The sequence below is a fragment of the Owariibacterium komagatae genome, assembly GCF_045865535.1.
Classification (GTDB): domain Bacteria; phylum Bacillota; class Clostridia; order Oscillospirales; family Ruminococcaceae; genus Ruthenibacterium; species Ruthenibacterium komagatae.
Genome location: NZ_AP031406.1, coordinates 184,178 through 204,326, shown reverse-complemented (window position 1 = coordinate 204,326; position 20,149 = coordinate 184,178). Strand labels below are relative to the sequence as shown.

The 20,149-nt window shown below is 50.2% G+C and carries 21 protein-coding genes; 2 read left to right on the top strand and 19 right to left on the bottom strand.

All coding sequences use genetic code 11. The features are described from left to right. Window positions 1-193: 193 nt before the first annotated feature. The 10 genes from ACKTS9_RS01105 to ACKTS9_RS01060 form a co-directional block, all read right to left on the bottom strand. Window positions 194-481: a hypothetical protein gene (locus ACKTS9_RS01105; protein WP_143259853.1), complete on the bottom strand. Its 288-nt coding sequence runs from the start codon at window positions 479-481 to the stop codon at window positions 194-196. A gap of 193 nt (window positions 482-674) precedes the next feature. Further along, a complete protein-coding gene (locus tag ACKTS9_RS01100; RefSeq protein ID WP_407878439.1) occupies window positions 675-4,658 on the bottom strand; it encodes a DNA polymerase III subunit alpha in 3,984 nt (1,327 codons plus the stop codon). Between the two features lie 162 nt (window positions 4,659-4,820). Beyond that, window positions 4,821-5,057, bottom strand: coding sequence for a DUF370 domain-containing protein (locus ACKTS9_RS01095; protein WP_087295438.1), 237 nt, complete (start codon window positions 5,055-5,057; stop codon window positions 4,821-4,823). Between the two features lie 31 nt (window positions 5,058-5,088). Beyond that, complete coding sequence (locus ACKTS9_RS01090; RefSeq protein WP_087295436.1) at window positions 5,089-5,721, bottom strand: hypothetical protein; 633 nt, start codon at window positions 5,719-5,721, stop codon at window positions 5,089-5,091. Window positions 5,722-5,781: 60 nt separating this feature from the next. Next, on the bottom strand, window positions 5,782-6,300 hold the full coding sequence (locus tag ACKTS9_RS01085) for a J domain-containing protein (protein ID WP_407878437.1): 519 nt from the start codon (window positions 6,298-6,300) through the stop codon (window positions 5,782-5,784). Window positions 6,301-6,312: 12 nt separating this feature from the next. Then, entirely contained in the window at window positions 6,313-6,822 is a 510-nt protein-coding gene (locus ACKTS9_RS01080; RefSeq protein WP_205456622.1) for a hypothetical protein, read from the bottom strand. Then, window positions 6,819-7,283 (bottom strand): hypothetical protein, encoded by a 465-nt coding sequence (locus ACKTS9_RS01075; RefSeq protein WP_407878434.1) that lies wholly within the window; start codon window positions 7,281-7,283, stop codon window positions 6,819-6,821. Before ACKTS9_RS01075 ends, ACKTS9_RS01080 begins: the two co-directional genes overlap by 4 nt. A gap of 293 nt (window positions 7,284-7,576) precedes the next feature. Next, window positions 7,577-9,451: a VWA domain-containing protein gene (locus ACKTS9_RS01070; RefSeq protein WP_407878432.1), complete on the bottom strand. Its 1,875-nt coding sequence runs from the start codon at window positions 9,449-9,451 to the stop codon at window positions 7,577-7,579. Continuing rightward, complete coding sequence (locus ACKTS9_RS01065) at window positions 9,399-10,331, bottom strand: AAA family ATPase (protein ID WP_407878430.1); 933 nt, start codon at window positions 10,329-10,331, stop codon at window positions 9,399-9,401. The genes ACKTS9_RS01070 and ACKTS9_RS01065 overlap by 53 nt, the downstream gene beginning before the upstream one ends. Then, window positions 10,306-12,309: a hypothetical protein gene (locus ACKTS9_RS01060; RefSeq protein ID WP_407878428.1), complete on the bottom strand. Its 2,004-nt coding sequence runs from the start codon at window positions 12,307-12,309 to the stop codon at window positions 10,306-10,308. The genes ACKTS9_RS01065 and ACKTS9_RS01060 overlap by 26 nt, the downstream gene beginning before the upstream one ends. A 308-nt stretch (window positions 12,310-12,617) precedes the next feature. Here ACKTS9_RS01060 and ACKTS9_RS01055 point away from each other — a divergent pair, with 308 nt between their 5' ends. Together ACKTS9_RS01055 and ACKTS9_RS01050 are read left to right on the top strand one after the other, a co-directional pair. Further along, complete coding sequence (locus ACKTS9_RS01055; protein ID WP_407878426.1) at window positions 12,618-14,477, top strand: helix-turn-helix transcriptional regulator; 1,860 nt, start codon at window positions 12,618-12,620, stop codon at window positions 14,475-14,477. Window positions 14,478-14,503: 26 nt separating this feature from the next. Beyond that, the gene (locus tag ACKTS9_RS01050; protein ID WP_407878424.1) at window positions 14,504-15,199 is read left to right on the top strand and encodes a zinc metallopeptidase; all 696 of its coding nucleotides are present in this window, start codon (window positions 14,504-14,506) and stop codon (window positions 15,197-15,199) included. 57 nt (window positions 15,200-15,256) lie between these two features. Here ACKTS9_RS01050 and ACKTS9_RS01045 read toward each other — a convergent pair whose 3' ends face one another. The 9 genes from ACKTS9_RS01045 to ACKTS9_RS01005 all read right to left on the bottom strand — a co-directional run bounded on the left by ACKTS9_RS01045 (window position 15,257) and on the right by ACKTS9_RS01005 (window position 20,097). Next, window positions 15,257-15,772: a DUF5684 domain-containing protein gene (locus tag ACKTS9_RS01045; protein WP_087290322.1), complete on the bottom strand. Its 516-nt coding sequence runs from the start codon at window positions 15,770-15,772 to the stop codon at window positions 15,257-15,259. 277 nt (window positions 15,773-16,049) lie between these two features. After that, entirely contained in the window at window positions 16,050-16,433 is a 384-nt protein-coding gene (locus ACKTS9_RS01040) for a hypothetical protein (RefSeq protein WP_407878422.1), read from the bottom strand. Between the two features lie 191 nt (window positions 16,434-16,624). Beyond that, a complete protein-coding gene (locus tag ACKTS9_RS01035) occupies window positions 16,625-16,900 on the bottom strand; it encodes a hypothetical protein (RefSeq protein ID WP_407878420.1) in 276 nt (91 codons plus the stop codon). A 21-nt stretch (window positions 16,901-16,921) separates the two neighbouring features. Next, window positions 16,922-17,245 carry a hypothetical protein gene (locus tag ACKTS9_RS01030; RefSeq protein WP_407878418.1) on the bottom strand — a complete coding sequence of 108 codons (324 nt, stop codon included), beginning with the start codon at window positions 17,243-17,245 and terminating at the stop codon, window positions 16,922-16,924. A gap of 21 nt (window positions 17,246-17,266) precedes the next feature. Further along, a complete protein-coding gene (locus ACKTS9_RS01025) occupies window positions 17,267-17,959 on the bottom strand; it encodes a hypothetical protein (protein ID WP_087290330.1) in 693 nt (230 codons plus the stop codon). Between the two features lie 68 nt (window positions 17,960-18,027). After that, window positions 18,028-18,738, bottom strand: a complete 711-nt coding sequence (locus ACKTS9_RS01020; protein WP_407878416.1) for a hypothetical protein — start codon at window positions 18,736-18,738, stop codon at window positions 18,028-18,030. Window positions 18,739-18,897: 159 nt separating this feature from the next. Continuing rightward, complete coding sequence (locus tag ACKTS9_RS01015; RefSeq protein WP_407878414.1) at window positions 18,898-19,107, bottom strand: hypothetical protein; 210 nt, start codon at window positions 19,105-19,107, stop codon at window positions 18,898-18,900. Between the two features lie 27 nt (window positions 19,108-19,134). Then, window positions 19,135-19,437 (bottom strand): hypothetical protein, encoded by a 303-nt coding sequence (locus ACKTS9_RS01010; RefSeq protein WP_087290336.1) that lies wholly within the window; start codon window positions 19,435-19,437, stop codon window positions 19,135-19,137. Between the two features lie 84 nt (window positions 19,438-19,521). Continuing rightward, entirely contained in the window at window positions 19,522-20,097 is a 576-nt protein-coding gene (locus tag ACKTS9_RS01005; protein ID WP_087290338.1) for an HD domain-containing protein, read from the bottom strand. Window positions 20,098-20,149 lie beyond the last annotated feature (52 nt).

Sequence of the window (20,149 nt, the reverse complement as noted above, 5' to 3'; positions counted from 1 at the left end):
CAGTGCCATTAAGCACTGTTGCCGGGAGGAATTCCTGACCCGGGAATCTATATAAACAAAGAAAATGCGGATACTGCATCACTTTCGTGACACAGCATCCGCATTCGATTCTTTGATGTGATTTATTGTACGTACTTTTCGGGGCAAGCGTTAGCCTTCTTGATTTGTGTGGATGACTTCGAGAACGAACTCCTCAGATTTCCTCGCCATCATACACATAGTCGATGAAGCCTTCGTCAAGCTGGCTGTTGATTCCAGCTCTGGTGATGGTTTTCCAATCAGCGCGGAACTGCTGGACAGCCTTCTTTTCGCAGTAAGTTTCTCCACTGTCAGCGTAGCGCATGTCGCCGCTCATGATTTTGGACTCGATGAAGCGGCGCAGCCGGGTCGTCGAGGTAGTAGCTGTGAGCAGCTTCATACTGTCGTTGCTTTTCCATGCATCGCACGAATAGAGCAGAAAGATTTGTTTGTGATTTTTCATTTTATCTCCGTCCTTTTTGATTTTCAGTATTATAAACAAGCAAAAGAAAAGTACGAATATCGCGTCACTTTCGTAATACGATATCCGTGCTTTTATTCTTTGATGGAAAATATTGTATGCATTTTTCGGGGAGAAACAAGCCTTATCCTTTTGGTAACAAAAAGCCCTCCCCAACACGGGGGAGGGCAACATTTTACGCCATCAGTTTGCGCGCGGAGCTGACAACGAACTCAAATTCCAGTTCGGAATCCGGGCTTTCATCAGAGTTTTTCTGCTTCACACTGCCTTTCAGACAGACGAGAGCGCCTTCACCCATCTGAGGGGCAAAACGCGCATACGCATAAGCAAAGCAGATGACCTCAATCGTCCCGGTTGTGTCCTCAAGGAGGAAGCGGCACATGGCTTTTTTGTCCTTCTTCGTCTGAAGTTCTTTGAAATCCGAGATGTACCCGGCCAGAACAACGGCTTCAGCAGCCTCGCTGATTTCGGCAATCGGTTTAGCCCCCTGATTCGCAATCAGGTCTGCGTACTTTTCGACCGGGCTACCAGACACATAGTATCCGGCGTAGTCCTTTTCGAGTTTCAGCAGTTCGTTGTCATCATATTCGTCGAGTTTCACTTCATCCGTGAGAACGAATGCTGTGTCGGACGAAATCACGGTATACAGACGAGCATTGGCCTGTTCGGCGTTCTTTTCGAGAAGCGAAGCGACTGCCTCATCGGCTTTCAGTTCAGCCTTGATTCGTTTCCGGCACTCACTGATATATTCCGGCAGGTTCTCTACCATCTGCCGGCGGGAACGGGATTCCGCTTTCAGGATGCCATCAAGCGCGCCGGATTTTGCAAGACTCTCCAACGGGCTCTTACCGACGCCGATAAGCGTGCAACGCAGGATGAGGTCGCGCAGGTCTTTATAAGGGCCGCGTGCCTTGCGCTCCTTTACCAGCTTGTCCGCTGCCACACTGACATCCTTCAGTCCCTCAAGACCGATTCGGATTTCTCCGTTTTTCGTCGGAGCAGTGTAGACGATGGAGCGGTTGACGTCCGGCGCCAGCACGGTAATTCCGTATCCCTTCGCATCAGCAACATACTTTGCGATGTCGTCTTTGATGGAATAGGACAGCAGAGATGCCATGAATTCAGCCGGATAGTAGTGTTTCAGCCATGCGGTGTAGTAGGACATCACCGAATAAGCTGCTGCGTGAGATTTGTTAAATGCATAAGAAGCAAATTCCAGCAGTTGGTCCCAGAATGCAGCGATGTCGTTTTCTTTGGCGCCGCGCTTGCGGATTCCTTCCGCGAATTTGTCTTTGGCAGCAACGAGTTCATCAAGATGCTTTTTGCTCATTGCTCGACGAATTATATCCGCCTCGCCGAGAGAAAAACCGGCGATTTCGTGAAAGATTTTTTGGATTTGTTCCTGGTAGATAGGCGAGCCGTAGGTGTTACCCAAAATGGATTCCATCTGCGGAACAATGTAATTTGCTTTCTTACGGCCGAACTTTACGTCCGTTACCTGGGGGATATATTGCATAGGACCCGGCCGGTATGCCGCGTTAAGCAGAATCACGTCGTCGATGGTTTTAGGGGCAAAAGACTTGAGGGTCTTTTTCATGCCCCCAGACTCAAACTGGAATACTCCATCGGTGTCGCCCTTGGCATAAATGGCGCTGATAACCTCGGGGTCATCAGCTTTGTTGATGCTGGCGAAGTCGATATTCACGCCTTTGGTTTGGCGGATGAATTTCTTGGCCCGCATCGCAATGTCAATGTTTTTTAGACCGAGGAAGTCCATTTTGAGAAGTCCGATATCTGACTCACACGCTACCATATCATATTGAATGACCCATACATTCTTGGATTCATTCCAGAACAGCGGGGCGTATTCGGAAACCGGTTTGTCAGCGATGATGACGCCGGCGGCATGCACGCCAGTCTGAACAGGCAAGCCCTCAGCAAGCATCGCGTCATCGAGAAGGCGTTTCGCCTGCGGGTCGGTGTCGTAAAGTGCTTTCAGCCTGTCGTTTTCTTCCATTGCCTTTTTCAGAGTCATGTTTGGTACGGCCGGAACCAATTTGGCAATTCGGTCGCAATCAAACAGTGATACTCCAGTTACCTTACCGACCTGGCGGATGGCGCTTTTGGCGGCCAGGACACCCTCGGTGACGATGGAGCACACGGTTCCGCGAAGCTCTTCAACCGGATAATCGCCTTTGTAAGCGTATCGCTGAGCGACATACTCGATGACCTTATCTCGATGTTCTGGTGATAGGTCGGTGTCGATATCAGGCATAGAAACACGCTCTGGATTTAGGAATCGCTCAAAAATAAGGTCGTATCGAAGAGGGTCGATGTTGGTGATGCCGACCAGATAGCAGACGAGGCTGCCGGCACCGGAGCCACGGCCAGGCCCAATGGATTCATCGCCAAAATTCCGTTTGGAATAATTGATGAAATCCTCCACGATGTCGATATAACTGGAATACCCCATTTTGTCGATGACGCCCAGCTCGTACTCGATACGGTCCATGAAGGATTTCTTTCGGGAATCCTCCCAGGAATCATAATCAGGGTAACGACGGGAGATATTCCCTATTGCCATCTTCCGCAGGTAGACATCTGGGGCAAGCCCGCCTTCGTCCTTGAACTCCGGCAAGTGCATCGCCTTGTGGTAGACTACATTGCACATAGCGGCGATTCTGGCCGGCCCTTCCAGGGCCTCCGGTACGTCCCGAAACATCTCTTCCATCTGGGCATTGGACTTGAAATACAGTTGGTCGTTCCCCTGCTGGTTTGCTACGTCATCCACTGTCAGATTTGGGAAGCGGAGTGCGGCAGCAATATCGCGTCGGCGCTTCATTTCCGGATTCTTATAGTGGACATCGTTTGCGGCAGTGAGTGGAATGCCAGTTTCCTTGGAAATCCGAATGATTTGCTGACGGGTCAGGAATTCGGTCATCAGGCCGTGGTCCTGAAGCTCAAGAAAAAAGTTGCCCTTGCCCAGAATCGTTTCGTACTCCAGCGCAAATGCCTTGGCCTGTGCGAATACATCGCCAAACCCTTTTGCCTCTTCTGCCAGTTCGTCGATTTTCTCCTGGATTCGTTCTGCCGGCCGGTTCTGCTTCTCCAGCTCCTCCAGCGCAGTCTTCTTTTCCTTCAGAGATTCTTTCAAAGCAGCGATTTCTCGTTCAAGTGCAGGAAGTTCTGCGCGGCACTGGTCCGCAAGAGCGATTTCCACCTGCAAGCTGGCAAGGTTCGCCCGGGCAGCTGCCACCGCATCTGTTTCCACGCCGCCGGATTTGGTGAGTGCCTTGTCGATTGCGGTCTGGGCACGCTTCAGGGTTGCGGTGAACTTCCGATTGGCCTGCTTCTTTTTCTGCGCATACGCCGCTTTTTTCTCTGCGATACTATCGGTGAGCGCAAGGATAGAATCCTCGACATCCCAGAGAGTTTCCTCCGGAATCTGCGTCAGTGACTCCTTTTTCTCACACAGCTCCTGCTGGGCCTGCGAATTGTAATAGGGTTTCAGCAGGGTAGCCGGAATTTTGCCACCAATACAGGCAGATGTCGCGATAACATGACCGTGTCCCGGTGCGCCTTCTCCAAGGAAAAGCCGCATGGTTTCGGTCGTGCAGCGAGGCAGGTCGTTGTGCTTGTTCAGCTGAGCGAGATTGCACAGAAGAAACAGAGCCTTCGCTCCCTGCCAATCCTTTGCATAAAAGATGATGTGCCAGCGGTGGGCATCCCCTTCCACCGGCGCCGCTTCGTACATCTCGACGCCCGGGATGAACTGAACCGCCTTATGAGCGGTGTTCACATAGGCGTCCTCGTATTTCTCCACGAACGGAACCATTTTCTCGTTCGGCTCCCGGACGGAATCAAAGGGCCCCATAGCCTTGAGGGCCTGCTTGATATCCTCCTGCCCAGCGCCTGCAACCGCAAGTTCTGTTTCGAGGATTTTCTTTTCCCGTTTCGTCCGCTCTTTCAGGGCGGCGAACAGGCGGGTCCAGTTCCCGTGGTCCGTGATAGCCACTGCCTTGCGACCCAGTTCTTCTGCGGTGTCGAAGACATCCGCAACGGTGTTGACCGCATCACGGAATGAGCCTTCCGTATGAACGTGCAGTTCCTGATAGCCGGAATACTGCGGCCTGATGCGTTCAAAATAAGCATCGAGCATAATACACTCCCTTCTCCCGGCAGTTGGCCGGGTCTCAAAAATTATCTATGTAAGCAAAGAGAAATGCGGACACCGCACCGCTTTCGTGACACGATATCCGCATTTGACTCTTTGATGGGAATATTATACGGTGTTTTTCGGGGCAGGTGGTAGCTTGTCCCTTCAGTTGCTCGTTCTGGCGGTAATCGTTTCGGGCTGGATAGCGGATAACACCACATGGTCCGAATCCATGATGATGACGGCTCGGGTACGCCGGCCATACGTCGCATCAATCAGAACTCCGTTGTCCTGCGCCTTTTGCAAAATACGCTTGATTGGTGCAGATTCCGGGCCGACGACAGCGATTACCCGATTGACGTTGACGGTGTTGCCGAACCCTATGTTAAGCATGTTTGCCATTTTTTTCGTTCCCCTCTGGCTTTGCATTGGTTTAAATATGACGTCCACGCCGCGACATTTCGAAAATGAGGAGCAACGCAAGTCCGTCTGCCTCCGCACCTTCCCCGCCGCAGCGGATACTCTCGCGGCAGGCGCTTATCAAAAAATCGACCTGTTCCTGGGAGAGGAATATGTCGAATACAGGGGTTTCCAGTTTGTTCCAGACCCGGTTTGGTTCCGCATGTCCCCACTGATGGACGGCGATAACGCTCCAGCCGGTCTCTTCGATAGCCCGGCAGTTCTTCTCGTTAATTGCCGAAGCCGCCGCCACAGCGCAATCGACATGGTTGGCTGCCATGATAATGCTGAGCATGTCCTGAACTTCAGGATTGAATCTTGTGTCGATATGAACAACGCCATTTTCCCGCCAGCTTCTGATTTTGTCCTCAAGGTTCATAACCGAAATTTCCTCCAGCCCGTCAGGCTCATCGCTTTGTGCGTCTTCAAGCAGCCCGTCTCGAAACCGCCTTCGCAGCTCCTCCGAGAAACGCAACGCGCTGCCGTCGCCACTGCCTTGCAGACCGAGTATTCCAATCACAGCGGTCGTCTGAATATCGGATAGCGGGACAACGTGGTCGTGTCCATTAAGTACAAATCGAATTTCCATGTTTGCGAACGGAAACATTTTTGCTCACACTCCCTTTTTTCGTATTAGTTATTTTGGCTCAGTTGCTAACTATTTCGCTCAGCTTTTTTCCAGCATGTATGCCTGACACTCCAGATAGTTTCGCTTGAGGACCTGGAATTGTTCCTCGCTCCCACCGCCATCCGGGTGTGCAACTTTAACAAGCTGACGGAATCGCTGTTTCAGTTCTTCATCCGTGTTGGGAATATGGTCGAATCCCAGCACGACAAAGCAGGCCGGTACAGAGGAAGCTGGCGGCAGCATCTTCATGCCTTCAATCCAGTAGGAAAGCTCATACAGCCCCTGCTCCGTGAGACGAGCGAGGCTTTCAAGCGCCAATACGATTTGGGCAAACAGGTCAGAGACGTAGGAGATTTTTTTGTGGGTTTTCTCATAGGCCTTGGCAGACTTTTCAAAATTGTTTTCGAAGTGATACCACTGGCCTTTATAGCAGAACTCAACATATGTTTCTGTCCGGTTCCAATCGTAACGGTATTCGGATACCCCAAGCCGGTCCATGACCCGCTTCAGTTTTTGTTCGTATTCTTCGGAAGAGCCATAGTGCTTTTTTGCTCCCATTTTTTACTCCTCTCATGCCGGCTCGCAGCCTTGTTCTTGTTTCTGTTGAACAATGCTAATACCGTAAGCCAAAGGTTCAACGGTGTTTACCCATCCTTTGGGCTGATTTTCTATGTCAAAAAGTTCATCCCAAGGTGTTGCATCTGGCACGTAATCAGTAAGGCCATCGCAAACGAGTTTCATATTTTTGGAGATAACTTTGCTCTTTGATATTTTATACTTCCAATGTTCTTCCCATTTGATGGTGTCAATAATGTTACCGTCAACGTGTTCAAACCATTCACCGTTTTTGTCTATCCCTTGCTTCCAGTCGCTATATATTCGCAGCACGGCATGGCCATCATCATCAAGTTCAAACCGCAAAGAACATGGACAATGTGTGGCTTCCTCTTCCGTGTCATAGTCTATTGGGATTATGACTTCTATCTGAAAATTATAAAAATTATGGTCATCATACAATTTTCCATCAATCAGTCGATTTCGGTAAAAATCCCCCAGGAACAAACACCTGTACTTTATCATAAACTACTCCTTATTTCGTTTTGGAACTGGTATGTTTTGAACAACTTTGCAAATTGGCTTTGCGGTGAATATTCGATGGCGTACTTTTTTTCGCCCAACATGTACTCGCGTATCATGAGGCAGTCGTGACCGTCGCTGCTATGTTGGATACCCGGGGTGCGCAGAGTAATGTTTGCCTCGGTCCCTTCGTCGTTTATTATTACCAGTTCCAGCCCGGAATTATTTTCTGCCAGTTGAACATCCACAATAAAATACTGTGTTTCTGATACTACCGTTGTGCTGGCTTTGATGAGAATTCCAAATGGCCCTGTGATAACCAGTAGAGTCATCACCGCAGCCAGGATTCTGAAAAATGACGCCCACTTGCCGTCCATTCGTTTTTGAATGTTGCGGAACGTTTCTTTAAGCAGTAGACACCCCATAATCCAAAGGATGCAGCGCGAAAGCACATTGTTTAACATTGACTATCTCCTCCGTTTTTCTCTTGCTCATCTTTAACAAAGGCATTTACCAAGTCCAAAGTCGCGGCCTTGATAATTGCGCTTTGATTATAGCGGCCTTTTGAGTTTGAGCCGGCGGACTCCGGGAAGTTTTTATCCAACCAAGTCTGTGTGTCGGTTTCTTGCATTGGCAGCTCTGCAAAGGAAAAGATTCGCCTGCAACGGGGCGCGACTTAACGCGCACAGGGTAGTCAACACACCCTTGCGGGCACGACCGAAGCCTTGGCCTCGCCGCATTCGGCAAGCCCGCGGCTTCAGTCGTGGGTTATTGACTTGCTCAACAAAAATTCAATCAGTTGTTGGGCCGTCTGTACGCACACAGCCTCGGCTCCCGCCGCCTGATACACCGGCACAATCGAGTCGCCCGTCCCCCACTTGGCCTGTTCTTCCGGCACCAGCACGGATACCTGGTGCGCGTGCTCACACATCCAGCGCATCTGATTTTGGGCCGTATCATAAAGGTTATTGCGGCAATCTCCGAGCAGAATGACCGTTGCGTCTTTCGATATGAGACCCCTGTGCTCCGTCACCAGCTGGTGTAAAGGCGTACCATAATTCGAGTAGATTCCCCGCGAAGGAACGGATGCATTGATGGCCTGCACGGCTGTTTCCACATTATCGTCCCGGAAGAACTGTCCGACCGGCACAAGATGGTTCACGAAAACAAACGGATGGCAACCACCCGGGAAGACCTGGCCCATCAATCCCATGAAATGCAAAGTCAGGCTGGCACTCGCCCGGCAGGACCCGGAAATATCCGCCAAAAGGATAATGCGAGCTTTGGAAGCTCGGGGCTTTCTGTAATACAGCCGGGCAATATCTCCGTCGGTTCGCATAGACTTTTCCACGGTCTTTTTGATGTCAAGCCGTTTCCTCTGATGAGCTGCCATATTTTTCCGTAACGTCTGCTGAAATTTTCTCGCATTGGTTCGGATGTACAGGGAGATTGTCTGAATTTCATCGGCCGTGAGCATAGCGATATCGCTGTTCAGGAGGCTCTCTACCGCATCTTCTCGTTGTACCGCGTTGTGCCCGCCGATGAACATTTCGCGATGATTGACAGAAGGGCCGCCCCGAATCAAGCTGGACCGGTATGCCTCATATCGTTCTTTTTCCTGCATCGCACTACGAATTCTGCCCTCAATGGACTTGAGTTCAGCCTTCGCCGAGCGCCGCATTTTCTCCCGTTCCAATGCCAAATCGTATGCTTTCCAAGCCCGTTCGGCCGCAGCGCGTAGCGGTTTCCACTCTTCTTTTGCTCTTTTTACCTCTCCTTCCAGCTGTTCAAACTCCTCCGTTTTTTCCAATGCAGCGGAGAGCTTTTTGAGTAGATAGGAAATTTTCTGCATTTCGGCCGAGAGCAGAGCGTATGTGCGGTACATCCGATTGTCTTTCCGGCGCCGGGCATCCAAAGCCTTATTGAGCATCTGGACTTTGAGTTCTTCCAGCGCCGCGCCGTTGGCCTGTGCGATAGCCATTTCTACGGCATTGCGTATCTGTGTACGCTCCTCTTCATTCTGGATACCGGAAAGGCCTTGCTGAAGGACTTCAAGAAATTTGCGGTCGCTGGAACGGATTGTGTTGGCAATGGCTGTTTGGATGGCATGCTTGGCCTGTTCCACAGCGACCTTCGCCTGGTCAGCCTTTTCCTGGGCCGCTTCCCATTCAGCCTTCAGAACGTCAGCGTCTGCCTCATCCGCTTCTGCACGGGAAAGGTCCTGCCGGATGCGTTCTGCGTTCTTTTTCAGGCTCTCCAATGCCTCATCGCTCATGGTGGGCCGTTTCGGGGTTTCTGCACCAATATACTCCTGCTTATATCCGAGGAACTTCTGGCAGAATAGTGTTTCGAACGCATCGGCCTGCTCTTTATTATGGCACAACGCAGATTGAGCCGTGTATAGCACATCTTCCACATCGGTGATGTCTCGAACGGAAGAAAGCGCCTGTTCGATTTCTTGTGCAGTCGGAGTAAACCCATATTCCCGGAGTCCCCAGACAAAAGGAAGCAGTCCTTGTACATAAGCCCCGGCGGGGTTGGATTCTCTTGGGATTTTCAAATCTGCTTTGCCCACCGCATCACACCCCCGCAGCCGGGACGGACTTGAGAGTGTGGAGAATCTTCTTCTCATCCGCCCGGTCTTTTGCCAGGGCTCCTACGGCATATGGGAGTGCGCCCTCAATATCCGCTGCCGTCTCGCAACCGAATACGGTACGCAGGCTCCTGGCCCACTCGATGCCCTCGCTAATGGAGACCATGTGCTTCAAGTTCGTCTTTTGCAACGCCTCAAGGCCTGCTGCCACCCGCTGGCGGAATTCATCGGAGGCATCCACTCGTGCAGTAATGATGGCGAGGATTTCTTCGTAGCTTTTGTGTTCGATGTATAAGTAGCAGCACCGACGCAGCATCGGCTGAGACAGCTCGCGGTAATTGTTTGAGGTCAGGAACACGATGGGCCGGTCTTTTTCTTGGCACTGGATGACACCATATTCGGGAATCGTTATGGCGAAATCCGAAAGAAGTTCCAACAGTGCATGTTCAATTTCGGTATCCGCCTTGTCGATTTCGTCGATAAGCAACACCTTCCGACCCGGCATCGTCAGAGCCTTCAGAACGGGCCGGTCAAGCAGGAAATCGCGGCCATAAAACTCTGCCTGCCCAGCGATTTTCTGGATACTTTCCCCGAGGTCCATGTTTTTTACCTGCTCATTGAGTTTCTCGCGCAAGGCGGAGACAACGAGCAACTGGCGCTGGTAATCGTAGTCATAAAGGATTTTGTCCGCCGTAATGTCCTCATAGCAGGAGATTCTCACCAGAGGAATGTCCAGCATCTGGGCTACCGCTTTTGCGAGGCTCGTTTTACCCACGCCCGGGTCTCCCTCGACCAACAGCGGTGCTCCGCCCGGCCGGATGGCATTCAGGACACTATATGCGATTTTCTTGTTTGCAAAATATCCCTGCGCCTCAAGACGCTGGATGATTTCGTCAGCCGAATAATGATTGATGTGCAAAATCTTCTCCCTCCTCATCGTTTTCGAGATTCTTTGCGATTTCAATGCAGCCAGGATAGTCCCGGACAATAACAGAGGCCAGCAGGCGGTCTGTTCCATCCAGTTGCTCGGCCATATGAGTGAATGCATCGGATTTCAGAAAGTTCGCAGCATCGCCCCGGGTAAGCAGCGAGAGGTTCTCGATGACCCAGAAAGCGTCCTCGGATGATTTGACTGCCAGTGCCAGTTTCCGAAACTTCGGGAATCGGGCGGAAGCTTTCAGGTCGCCGATGTCACTCCACTGAAAACTCGAATTATCCAGAGCCCGAAGAAGCCCCTTCGCCAGTTTTTCGTCTATAACGTGATAGCGAGCGCAGTCGAAATGGTCTCCCTTCATCAGATGGCCCGCGAAGACAGCAAATTCTTCCGATGCATTTTGCTTTCCATAGGCAGTCAGTAGCTCCGTCAGGGCCCCGCTTACTGTTTGTGCTGAATATTTTCCAGGGAACCGACATCCGAACATCCCGAGGATTTCTTTTCGGGTAAATTCGTCCTTCCGCCGGCGTTTATCTGGCCTCAGAATAACACTAAGCAATGCCGCTTTCAGTTTTTCTTTACCTCCTACAAGATATATCTGGGAAAAATTGTTCTGGACGGCGTATTTCAACACCCCCGCTTCTGCCGTTTTCAATGCGTCTTGGGCGGCTCTGATGCAGCTCTTTGCCTCTGTATAGGAATTGTCTGGCATTATATCGGTTGTGAGCAAAAATTCCTTTGCACCGTCAAAGACCGATATTCTGCATTCGAATCCAGGCTCATTTTGCCATGGGTAGACTTTGGGGCAATAGCGGAGAGTGGCTTTGAGATGCAGACCATAACGAGCAACGGCAACAGACTCTTGCAGCATCGTAAGGACGCTTTCCGAGTCTGTTCTCACTTGCTTTTTCCATGCGCTCAAAAACGATTCTTCGGAAGAGTCCAATACTTCAAGCACTATCCCAGTTTCAAGAACCAGGCCGCTCACAGAACCGTTCTTTTGTTCAACGACATAGCGCCCATCGACCATCTGCGTCTCGGGCTTCAGAAAGCATACTTCTGCCATTTTGTTACCGATTTGGACATCGGATAAGCACCCATAAATCCGCCCCTCGAGTTTTGAACCAGGGGCAGCGAGAGCTCTCTTGAAACATGGCGAAAAATCGAAGGTCCGCACGATGCTTTCGGACAATTCGCCAAGGCTTTGCGTTTGGTCAAAACAGAACGGCACCTGCATGGTTTCCGCCCGGCCGACTGATAGACCGACAATGAGCTTGACCGTCATCTCCAACGAAGGCATCTTTTTCATCGAAACGGTCAGCTTAATTTCTTCAGTAATGTTTGGGCAAACGATATCCGGCGTTTCGACCCGGGATTTTGCGCTTTCATATAGCTCGTGAATCAGCTGAATGATGGGTGGTTCGTTCAACGCAGATTCCATTTTATGGGCAATTCTGCTCCCCAGGGCATCTGAACGCATGGCCTCAGCAAAGAGATTCTCCTCTATATCATGAGAATATTGCCTGCACTTCTTTCCGAACAGAAGTTTTGACCGAATGTAGGGTTGTTCGCCGTTATCAAGCCAAACGACACGAATGTCTTCCGGTTGGATAAACAGGAGTGAATTCGTGAGTTTTTCGACGAATCGGTTGGCGTCCTCCTCTCGTGACCGAGCCAATTCCGTATCTGCGCGATTGCCGGCATATACGCCGTTGTCCAGCCGCGCCATCTGGAGCCTCCGTCGATTTTTGCTCAGGATTTCCTTGAAATTCGTTGATTCTCCTATCTTCCATGTCTCTTTTGTCGGATTTAATTTCAGGCGCCAGGGAGTATCCCCTTTGCGTCTCTGGCAGATTTCACACCCAAGCGCGTACAATTCTTCGACCGAGTCTTTTTGACCCGCATATCGCTCGCGGAATTCTTCCGGGAGCTTATCCCACGAACTGTATCGAATTGGTGACAAAGTGTCTTCTCCTTTACTCTATATTTTCCTTAATTATACCACATAACTAACATTTTTTCAATTTATTCCATGTTTTTAATGCTTTGATGGAATGTGTCGTCCCTTGTGTAGCTCTTCCTCGCGGGTGGGGTTGACGAACAGCGCCTGATAAGCGTGGAGCAAAGATATTTACATATCGGCCATTTTTTAGAAAATTCCAGGCCTTTATGGTTAAGCTCCCGGGAAGACGCCAGAAACCGCAGCATTGTTGAATATTTTTCATTTTTATGGTATAATTAGGGTAACAAGCAAACGGGAGGCACGCAGCCATGACGAAAAAGAAACTCAAAATTGGAATGAAAAATCGTGTGGCTGAATGCCAAACGGCTTCTGCGCGGCCTCATACGCGCATGCGAGTCAAGGCTGGTTTTCGCAGTTTTGAGACAGAACGTAGATTGGCTCAGAAGCTGAGAACCTCACACAATTTTGATTGTCGTATGAGCTACTGGCAAATGGTTGCAGTTCGCCCGGCCCTTTTCGATGCGGGAGCTGGCCTTAATGAGAAAAAAGGTGCTGACGTTCAGCGTCATATCTGGCAGGCTTTGGGTAGCGTAGAGATGGAGTTCTTTTTGAAGCAGTTCATTGCTTATCCAGGCGGCAAACCTGAGTCCCAGTGCGGTCGTCAGATGTTATATGCGATGGAAAATGGTTATCCGGTCATGTATCGTTGTGACACTCCGCAGAGTTCTATTCGCTTAACATCTCGTGGTATCGCAAGCAAGGACTGTCCTGGCGAAGAGGCTGTGTACAACAAGTGGAATATCGTCATTGCCCAGAATGCTTTTGGGCTTAAAGAGCTCTTTTACACCCCTAATCTCTTTTGGGGGAAGAATCGCTCCATTGAGACTCTGCACACTCTTCGTGCTTGCTGGGTAGACCTGGACCGTGAAAAAGGTTTGTATGATGGCATCTGTCGGGGCAAGGTTTGGGGGCTAATTTTGGCCCGTATGAAGCATGATGGGCTTCCTCTGCCCTTTGTTGTGGATTCTGGCTCCGGGTTTCATTTCGTATGGCCTATCGAGCATGAGGATAAGAGTCGTCTTCAGGATTGGAATAGTGTTCAGCAAGCTCTGCTGGACTATATTGAGGAAATCCTGGAATATGAAGACGAACTTGCCGGTTGGGAGCCCGACCGGCGGGCTGTGGACGCCGCTCGTATGCTTCGTATGCCCAGCAGCTACAACAAAAATGCCAAAAAAACCTGTGTGATTGAGACTACCACTGAACGGACAACTCTTGATGAGCTGATGGAATATTTCGCTATCAAACCCTATGTCCCGGTCAAGAAAGGTGAGAAACAAAAAAAACGTACTTCGTATGTAGCATCATCCCGCATTAGAGCCCTGATGGGCTGGCTGCATGGCCGCCAAGGGGATATTCGAGGATACCGCAACACTTTTCTGAATATTATTTTGAGCACCATTCAGACGAGCCGTGGAGACGGGTGCGACCTTTTAGCGGAGGCTACGGCAATCAACAGCCAGTTTGCCGAGCCTCTGCGTAAGTCTGAGGTCGCTGCTTGTGCCCGCGCTTGCCAAAAGACCGCTTATCGTTGGAAAAACGATACAATCATGGAGCGTTTGAGCATGACGGCAGAGGAAAGCAGGGTTTTTATCCGCGTCGGAAAAAGCACGATAAAGCCTGCCCATGCCTATTATCTGGCCCAAGCGACCGGCAAAGATACTCGTATTTCTAATCGTACCCGCAAGTGTAAAGCAGCTGAGCGTCGAAATGAAAAAGAGAAGCTGTACATGGAGTGTGCTCGCCTGCATAAAGCTGGCAAATCCGCAAAAAAGATTTCCGAAATTCTTGGGATTCCTCTGAGCACTGTATACTATTATCGAAAAAACGCTGAGAAGATTCTCAGCTCACGCCGCCGCGCCCGTCTGGCTCGCAAGCATATCCGCATTCGGAAGTCTGTGCGGAGCCGCCGGGTCTCTTTCCTGCGCAAATTGGGCCGTGTTTCTGGTCGTTTGCGTGCAAATGACAATATCAGCTACCTGATGCGTGCGCCCAAGCCCGTGACAGAGCCTGGTTTCCCTGCTCTGAAACCAGCCCGGGGAAGCGATGATATCGGCCATGGAGCTGGTGCGCTTACTCACATTGGAACCCTGAAAAAAGCCGAATAAAATCCCGGTCAATAAAGGAGACTGCTATGTTTACGACACTTTTGGCGATGGCCGTTGAACCCGCCTTTGCATATATTCTTATTCCTGCTCTGATTTTGTCTGCCTGGTCAAAAATTCGTCTCAAGCTGGCATATCGGAAATATGATAAGAAAATCACGTCTACTGGGATGTCTGGCGCAGAAATCGCCAGAAAAATCCTCGACGAGAACAACCTGTATTACGTTCGAATTGGGGTCGTAAAGGGTGAAATGACCGATTATTATGACCCTCTGAACATGACGCTTTGTCTGTCCGAGGCGACCTACTATACCTGTTCGGTCGCTGCGGCCGGAATTGCCGCTCATGAGGCCGGTCACGCCATACAACATGTTCGGAAATATTTTCCCATGGTTCTGCGAAAGGCCGCTGTTCCCATTACGAATTTGGGCACGCGCCTTGCTGTCCCTGCCGTTGTCACCGGGCACGCTTTGGGTATGGAGCAGCTTGTGCTTGCCGGCACTGTTCTGTTCGGTCTTTGGGCCTTTTTCCAGCTTATCACCCTGCCCGTGGAGCTGGATGCGAGCCGGCGCGCTATTGGCGCGTTGGAGTCGAGCGGTTGTATTGCGAATGAGAAAGAGCGGAAAGGCATCAAGCGCGTATTGGCTGCTGCCGCAATGACTTATTTTGCATCGTTGGCGACCTCTATTGTCCATATGTGCCGGTTCCGGTTCCTTACCAAATAATCAAAACAATCAAAAAACAAGCCCCCGGCCAGTGGCCGAGGGCTTTCTTTGCGTGATTCAGTTGTCAAAATGGGTGTTGTCCATGCGACCCTGGACCTTTTCGCGGACCTCCTGATAGGAGAATCCGTCCCGAGGCACACCCAGATATCGGGCGCCAGAAAAGGCCAGAATGCAGATAAACAGCCAGGGCAGTAGAATAAGGCCGACCGCAAAGCCGAGCCCTTTTCCAAATGCTACGGACAGTTTGTAGCTGGTGATGCAGGAGAACACAAGCGACAGCAGGCTGAGGAATCCGCCGAACCAATCCCCGATTGTCAGGGCGCCGAAGAAGCTCAGCAGCAATGGTGCGAGGAAAACCCAACCGTTGCCCCAGGTGATTTTGTGCAACAGATACGAGTTGAAGAACGGAATGATTGCTCCCCAAGCAGGCTCCCCAGCTTTTGAAAACACCCGCCAGTGTCCGATGATGGAGAGGATTCCGAACAGCAAGGATGCGATGAGCACCACCATGATAATGCTGATATAAGCACCGAGAATCGTAGAAAGAATTTCAGTAGATGTGTAGTAATTCATGATTTTTCCTCCTCGTTTTTTTGTTAGCTGATGTCGGCTTTCAAAGCGGCCAGTTCATCTTCCACACCAGTATCCGCCGGGGCCATACAGAATTTCTCCTTGTATAAAGTTTTTGATGTTTTCAGTGTATGAACTTTTCGGGTAAAATCAAGAGCGCAAAAAAGCCCCCATTCCCGAAGGAATGAGGGCAGATTTTTTCGATAGTGTCAATGAGTTCCCGCTATCCAATTTCGACAAACTCGTTGAGCGTGCCGTATTCCTGCTTCCCGCGCAGCTGTCATGCCTCCTCAAAAATGACGGCGTCAGACCCATCCATATAGATGGGGACAATTTTCCAATCCACATTGCTATTTTCCGGGCCGGCATTATTTGCCCACGCGGACATTTTTCCAAACCCGCACTCACCGGCCGGCTCATTCTCGTTGATGAACGCATACAGCTCTTCGGATGTGCAGTGTACGGCGTCGGCCATTTTGAGCCACATAGCGCGGTTTGCATCCTTCAGAGTATCGTAATACCCCACAACGCTCATCTCACGCTCATGGGCCGAAAGAAGCTGGTATTTGATGATACCGCAGTTCTCGATTTTCCAGCCGTCCTTGCCGCCTTTTTCGTCAGCCATATACCGCTCCAGGCGAACACCCGAATCCTGGCCGTCCATACAGTCTCCAAAAATGGAGTACCCGCTACATGATGGCGAAGCGAACGCCTTATTGTTTGATGTGAACAGATATGTGCGTTCGAGCTGGGTATAGGCTTTTAAGAAGCTGCCCGGGGTGAACGTCACAAACGCATCGACGACTCGCTTTTCTTTTGCTGCTTTGCGCAGAATTTTTTTAAGCTCTTGGTATTTCACAGTTCATCTTCCTCCCCTGCAAGAAGGGCCATAATGGCTCTTCCAGCATAACAGTCTGGAGTTCTTATGATATCGAGTACGACATCGGGCTCTCCCCCGAAATCATATTCAATATACTTTCCGTCATGTTCCCGCAGAATCGCGGCATTTTCTTCGGAGAATTTCTTCAGATTGTCTTCGGGGAGCAAAACAGGCGACTCCCCATCGTCATCGCAAAGATACTCTCTTAAAATTTCCCAATGTTCCTTCGGAACAATCTTCAGTGTAGCCATTCAATTCTCTCCTTTTTGTTATCAGATAGTTTTGATATCCACAATTCTCTTTCCATAAAAATCTGGTCCATCATCCATTGAAACGGCGATAGACATCCGTGAGACATCATATATCCCACAGACGACCTGACCCGCTGAAAACCGAACGATGGCAAATGACTCTCGGCGCCCGGGAGAAGGATAGGTGTATCCTTTTCCAACAACAACACCAACAGCATGTCCAATCGGGTATTTCTCGACCGATTCGGGCCGATTTGCAGTCCGCAGCTTTTTCTGAAACGCATCCATACCGCCGATTTTACTCAAATCGAACCGGACACGGACGGTATCTCCGATATTTACCATATTTCCCTCCTGCTTTGCGGCTTAGAGTTCACTGAGCTTTTCAGCGAGCGCATCCAGCATGGCCTGAATTTCCTTGGCATCGTCCACCAGGGTTACTGCATCGGGAACGCCAGAAACGCGCCCACGGGCTTCCAACCACATGGCAACATGCTCGGAAATATCGAAATCGTTGGCGTATTCCTGCACCTGACGAATCAGGTCGTCAGACGATACGCTGAACGAGAAGTCTTCCCCGGCGGGACTTTCCTGAGAGAAGCGCAGAGAGCCATCGCCTTCGTCTTCGATATTCCAACAGAGCTCTTCGGCAACATTTTCTACACGCTTCCGCAGCAGAGATGAGTCTTCATCAAGGAATTCTTGAATCGCGGACGCAATCCGTTGATTTCCGGCTTCACAGCAGGAATCGTCTACCATACGCCAATCTACACAGTCATGCGCAATGGTTTCCGCTGTCTTTTCGAGGTCAGCATCGCTCAGACAAGAAATCTCATCCTCGAAATCCATGCGCATCCGGTCCAAAACATCTTGTTTGGCATCCCATACCGTCCACGCCTCATAGGAATTCAGGTCCGCCATGCAGGCATCTTCCAAATCCTGGCGTTCCAGGAGCAGCATCTTCAGGTCGATGAGAACTTGGCGTTCCTCGGAAGAAAGTGAGGCGGAATCCAGTTTGGACAAAAGGGACAGTGCATTTTTTCGATTGATATTTTTCATGGTTAATCCTCCATATTCTCTGGTATGTATCGCGGCGGGCCTTGTTTGAGACCCGCCGCAGTTCGTAATTAAGATTCTTCTGTGTCGCGCAGCTTGTTCAGTTCGGTTGCCAGCTCAGCCAGCGCACACTGGACTTTTTGGGCCTGGCGCACCATTTCGACAGGACTCTTTCCAGCATAGGCCGGGCTTTTTGCCGACAGGCGCTTTTCGAGATAGTTCGCGATGTCAAATTCATTTGCAGACTCGTTGATATTGTCGATGTAGTCGGGGCAGACCAGGTACAGGCCAAACTCGTCGCCATCCAGGTCATTGCGCGAAACAAAAACATCCATATCTTCATCGGGTTCGCATTTCCAGCCGGCAGTCTCGCATACGGAAATCACCCGGTCGAGCAGCAGCTCGTTACGGTGATTGCAGATATATTCGCCAATTTTCTTCAAAATTGCGTTGTTGCCTGCAATATCACTTTCACGTTTCACATCGAGCCAGGGAACCATCTTAGTGATTTTCTCCACAATCGTATTGAGCTTTTCTTCGGAGAGGCCGGAAATATCCTGCGAGCAGGTGTTCTGGAGTAATTCCAGTACATCTTGTTTCCCCTTCCATACCGAACACGCATCAAAGCCGTTCAGGTCGGCCAGATGGGTCTCAATGGGTTCTTGCCGTTCCTGGAAAAGCCGTTCCAGGTCGAGAAGAGCATTCTGCTCATTCTCAGGAAGAACGTCAAAATCCAGTCGGGACAGAAGGGACAGAGCGTCTTTTCGATTGATACTGTACATATTCTTTTTCTCCCATTTCATTTTAGTGGCATCCACCACTTACGTTGTGACAACCATCCGTATTTCCAATCCATCCGCTGGTGATTTGTGCGTTCGGATATAGAACGCGCGTCATACCAGTGCGTTGAGGAGTATCATTGACGGCTGCCCGAAGCGGGTTTACACGCCCACATCGTTCTGGTATTCCGCCTGGCTGACTGTGGCAAGAGCCAGTTCCACTGGCCCCTTTTGATTCTCTGGAGAATAGCCGCCACGCTCGATGCAAAATGCACAATTTCCATTACACAGGTTCGTGATTTTGACATCTAAGCAATTCCCATATCCGCCAGCGCAGGAATTGCGCGGGCAAACCGAAGATTGATTTCTCATAAATATTTTCCTTCCTTATGTAACTTTTTACTGGCGAACCCACTCAGCCAGCGGCAGCGCCTCTTCACTAAAGTCGATTCCCTTTTTACACTTCAATGTTTCAACAAGAAATTTTTGCCCCTCAAGGTCCGACATCAGTTCTTTTGCACAATCGTGCATATTTTCTTCGTACCAACCTTCCGGCGCTTTTATTCCAGCTTCACGATACACTAATATGCAGTTTGGGTCACGAGGAGATAGCTGAATTAAACCAGCCTGCACACACTTGTGCAGTAGCCGAAAGCAGTTATAAAAATTCAACCCATCAGGGGATTTATTTGTTTGGGACATAAAGCCCTCCTTAAAAACTGTGGAAGACTCTTGTGAGAGTCTTCCACAGTTTTCGAAATCTTTATTGATGATTTTGACCACATCTCAAACTTTGTCGATATAGGTCGCCATCTCGTCGGCCGCATGGAGCATCCAAGCGAGCGGATAGGTTTCGTATGCCTTGGAGACAGACGACATATCCTTCTGGTCGGCGAAACCCATGTGGCAGTTGATGGCCACAGCCTCCTCATCGGTCAGCTTCAGGAATTTCTGAACCAGGTATACGCTTTTAGAGCCATGCCCGCCAAAGGGGAATGCTTCCTCGACCGTGAAGGTCGGTACGCGCTCCCAGCGGCCGGTAGCATCATCCTTGACATTACGATAGCCCGGCTTGTAAAACTGACATTTGCACAGGTCATGGCACAGGGCCACAATAGCCAGGGTCTCATCGGAATACCCAGGGATTTCCGTCGCCAAGGCGTTCGCCATCAGCTTCAGACGGTGAAACACACGGACGCTGTGCTCACACAGGCCGCCGGCATAGGAGCCGTGAAAGCGGGTAGAGGCCGGAGCAGCAAAGAAGTCCGTATCCTCAATCCACCACAGCAGCTCATCGGAGCCAGCGCGGGTGATGTTTTCACGGAAGATTTTCAGAAATTCGTCTTTGAAATTGGAAACCATTTTTATCTCTCCTTTTTTATAAACTGGATATATACTCGGTATTTCATCATAG

What these genes read in the sequence shown, in the direction of transcription:
- ACKTS9_RS01095 (WP_087295438.1), bottom strand. Translation starts at nt 5,057, where the DNA reads ATGGCAAACATGCTTAACATAGGGTTCGGCAACACCGTCAACGTCAAT.
- ACKTS9_RS01030 (WP_407878418.1), bottom strand. Translation starts at nt 17,245, where the DNA reads ATGGTAAATATCGGAGATACCGTCCGTGTCCGGTTCGATTTGAGTAAA.
- ACKTS9_RS01055 (WP_407878426.1), top strand. Translation starts at nt 12,618, where the DNA reads ATGACGAAAAAGAAACTCAAAATTGGAATGAAAAATCGTGTGGCTGAA.
- ACKTS9_RS01020 (WP_407878416.1), bottom strand. Translation starts at nt 18,738, where the DNA reads ATGTACAGTATCAATCGAAAAGACGCTCTGTCCCTTCTGTCCCGACTG.
- ACKTS9_RS01010 (WP_087290336.1), bottom strand. Translation starts at nt 19,437, where the DNA reads ATGTCCCAAACAAATAAATCCCCTGATGGGTTGAATTTTTATAACTGC.
- ACKTS9_RS01080 (WP_205456622.1), bottom strand. Translation starts at nt 6,822, where the DNA reads ATGATAAAGTACAGGTGTTTGTTCCTGGGGGATTTTTACCGAAATCGA.
- ACKTS9_RS01085 (WP_407878437.1), bottom strand. Translation starts at nt 6,300, where the DNA reads ATGGGAGCAAAAAAGCACTATGGCTCTTCCGAAGAATACGAACAAAAA.
- ACKTS9_RS01025 (WP_087290330.1), bottom strand. Translation starts at nt 17,959, where the DNA reads ATGAAAAATATCAATCGAAAAAATGCACTGTCCCTTTTGTCCAAACTG.
- ACKTS9_RS01100 (WP_407878439.1), bottom strand. Translation starts at nt 4,658, where the DNA reads ATGCTCGATGCTTATTTTGAACGCATCAGGCCGCAGTATTCCGGCTAT.
- ACKTS9_RS01070 (WP_407878432.1), bottom strand. Translation starts at nt 9,451, where the DNA reads ATGAGAAGAAGATTCTCCACACTCTCAAGTCCGTCCCGGCTGCGGGGG.
- ACKTS9_RS01090 (WP_087295436.1), bottom strand. Translation starts at nt 5,721, where the DNA reads ATGTTTCCGTTCGCAAACATGGAAATTCGATTTGTACTTAATGGACAC.
- ACKTS9_RS01050 (WP_407878424.1), top strand. Translation starts at nt 14,504, where the DNA reads ATGTTTACGACACTTTTGGCGATGGCCGTTGAACCCGCCTTTGCATAT.
- ACKTS9_RS01005 (WP_087290338.1), bottom strand. Translation starts at nt 20,097, where the DNA reads ATGGTTTCCAATTTCAAAGACGAATTTCTGAAAATCTTCCGTGAAAAC.
- ACKTS9_RS01105 (WP_143259853.1), bottom strand. Translation starts at nt 481, where the DNA reads ATGAAAAATCACAAACAAATCTTTCTGCTCTATTCGTGCGATGCATGG.
- ACKTS9_RS01040 (WP_407878422.1), bottom strand. Translation starts at nt 16,433, where the DNA reads ATGGACGGCCAGGATTCGGGTGTTCGCCTGGAGCGGTATATGGCTGAC.
- ACKTS9_RS01015 (WP_407878414.1), bottom strand. Translation starts at nt 19,107, where the DNA reads ATGAGAAATCAATCTTCGGTTTGCCCGCGCAATTCCTGCGCTGGCGGA.
- ACKTS9_RS01035 (WP_407878420.1), bottom strand. Translation starts at nt 16,900, where the DNA reads ATGGCTACACTGAAGATTGTTCCGAAGGAACATTGGGAAATTTTAAGA.
- ACKTS9_RS01075 (WP_407878434.1), bottom strand. Translation starts at nt 7,283, where the DNA reads ATGTTAAACAATGTGCTTTCGCGCTGCATCCTTTGGATTATGGGGTGT.
- ACKTS9_RS01045 (WP_087290322.1), bottom strand. Translation starts at nt 15,772, where the DNA reads ATGAATTACTACACATCTACTGAAATTCTTTCTACGATTCTCGGTGCT.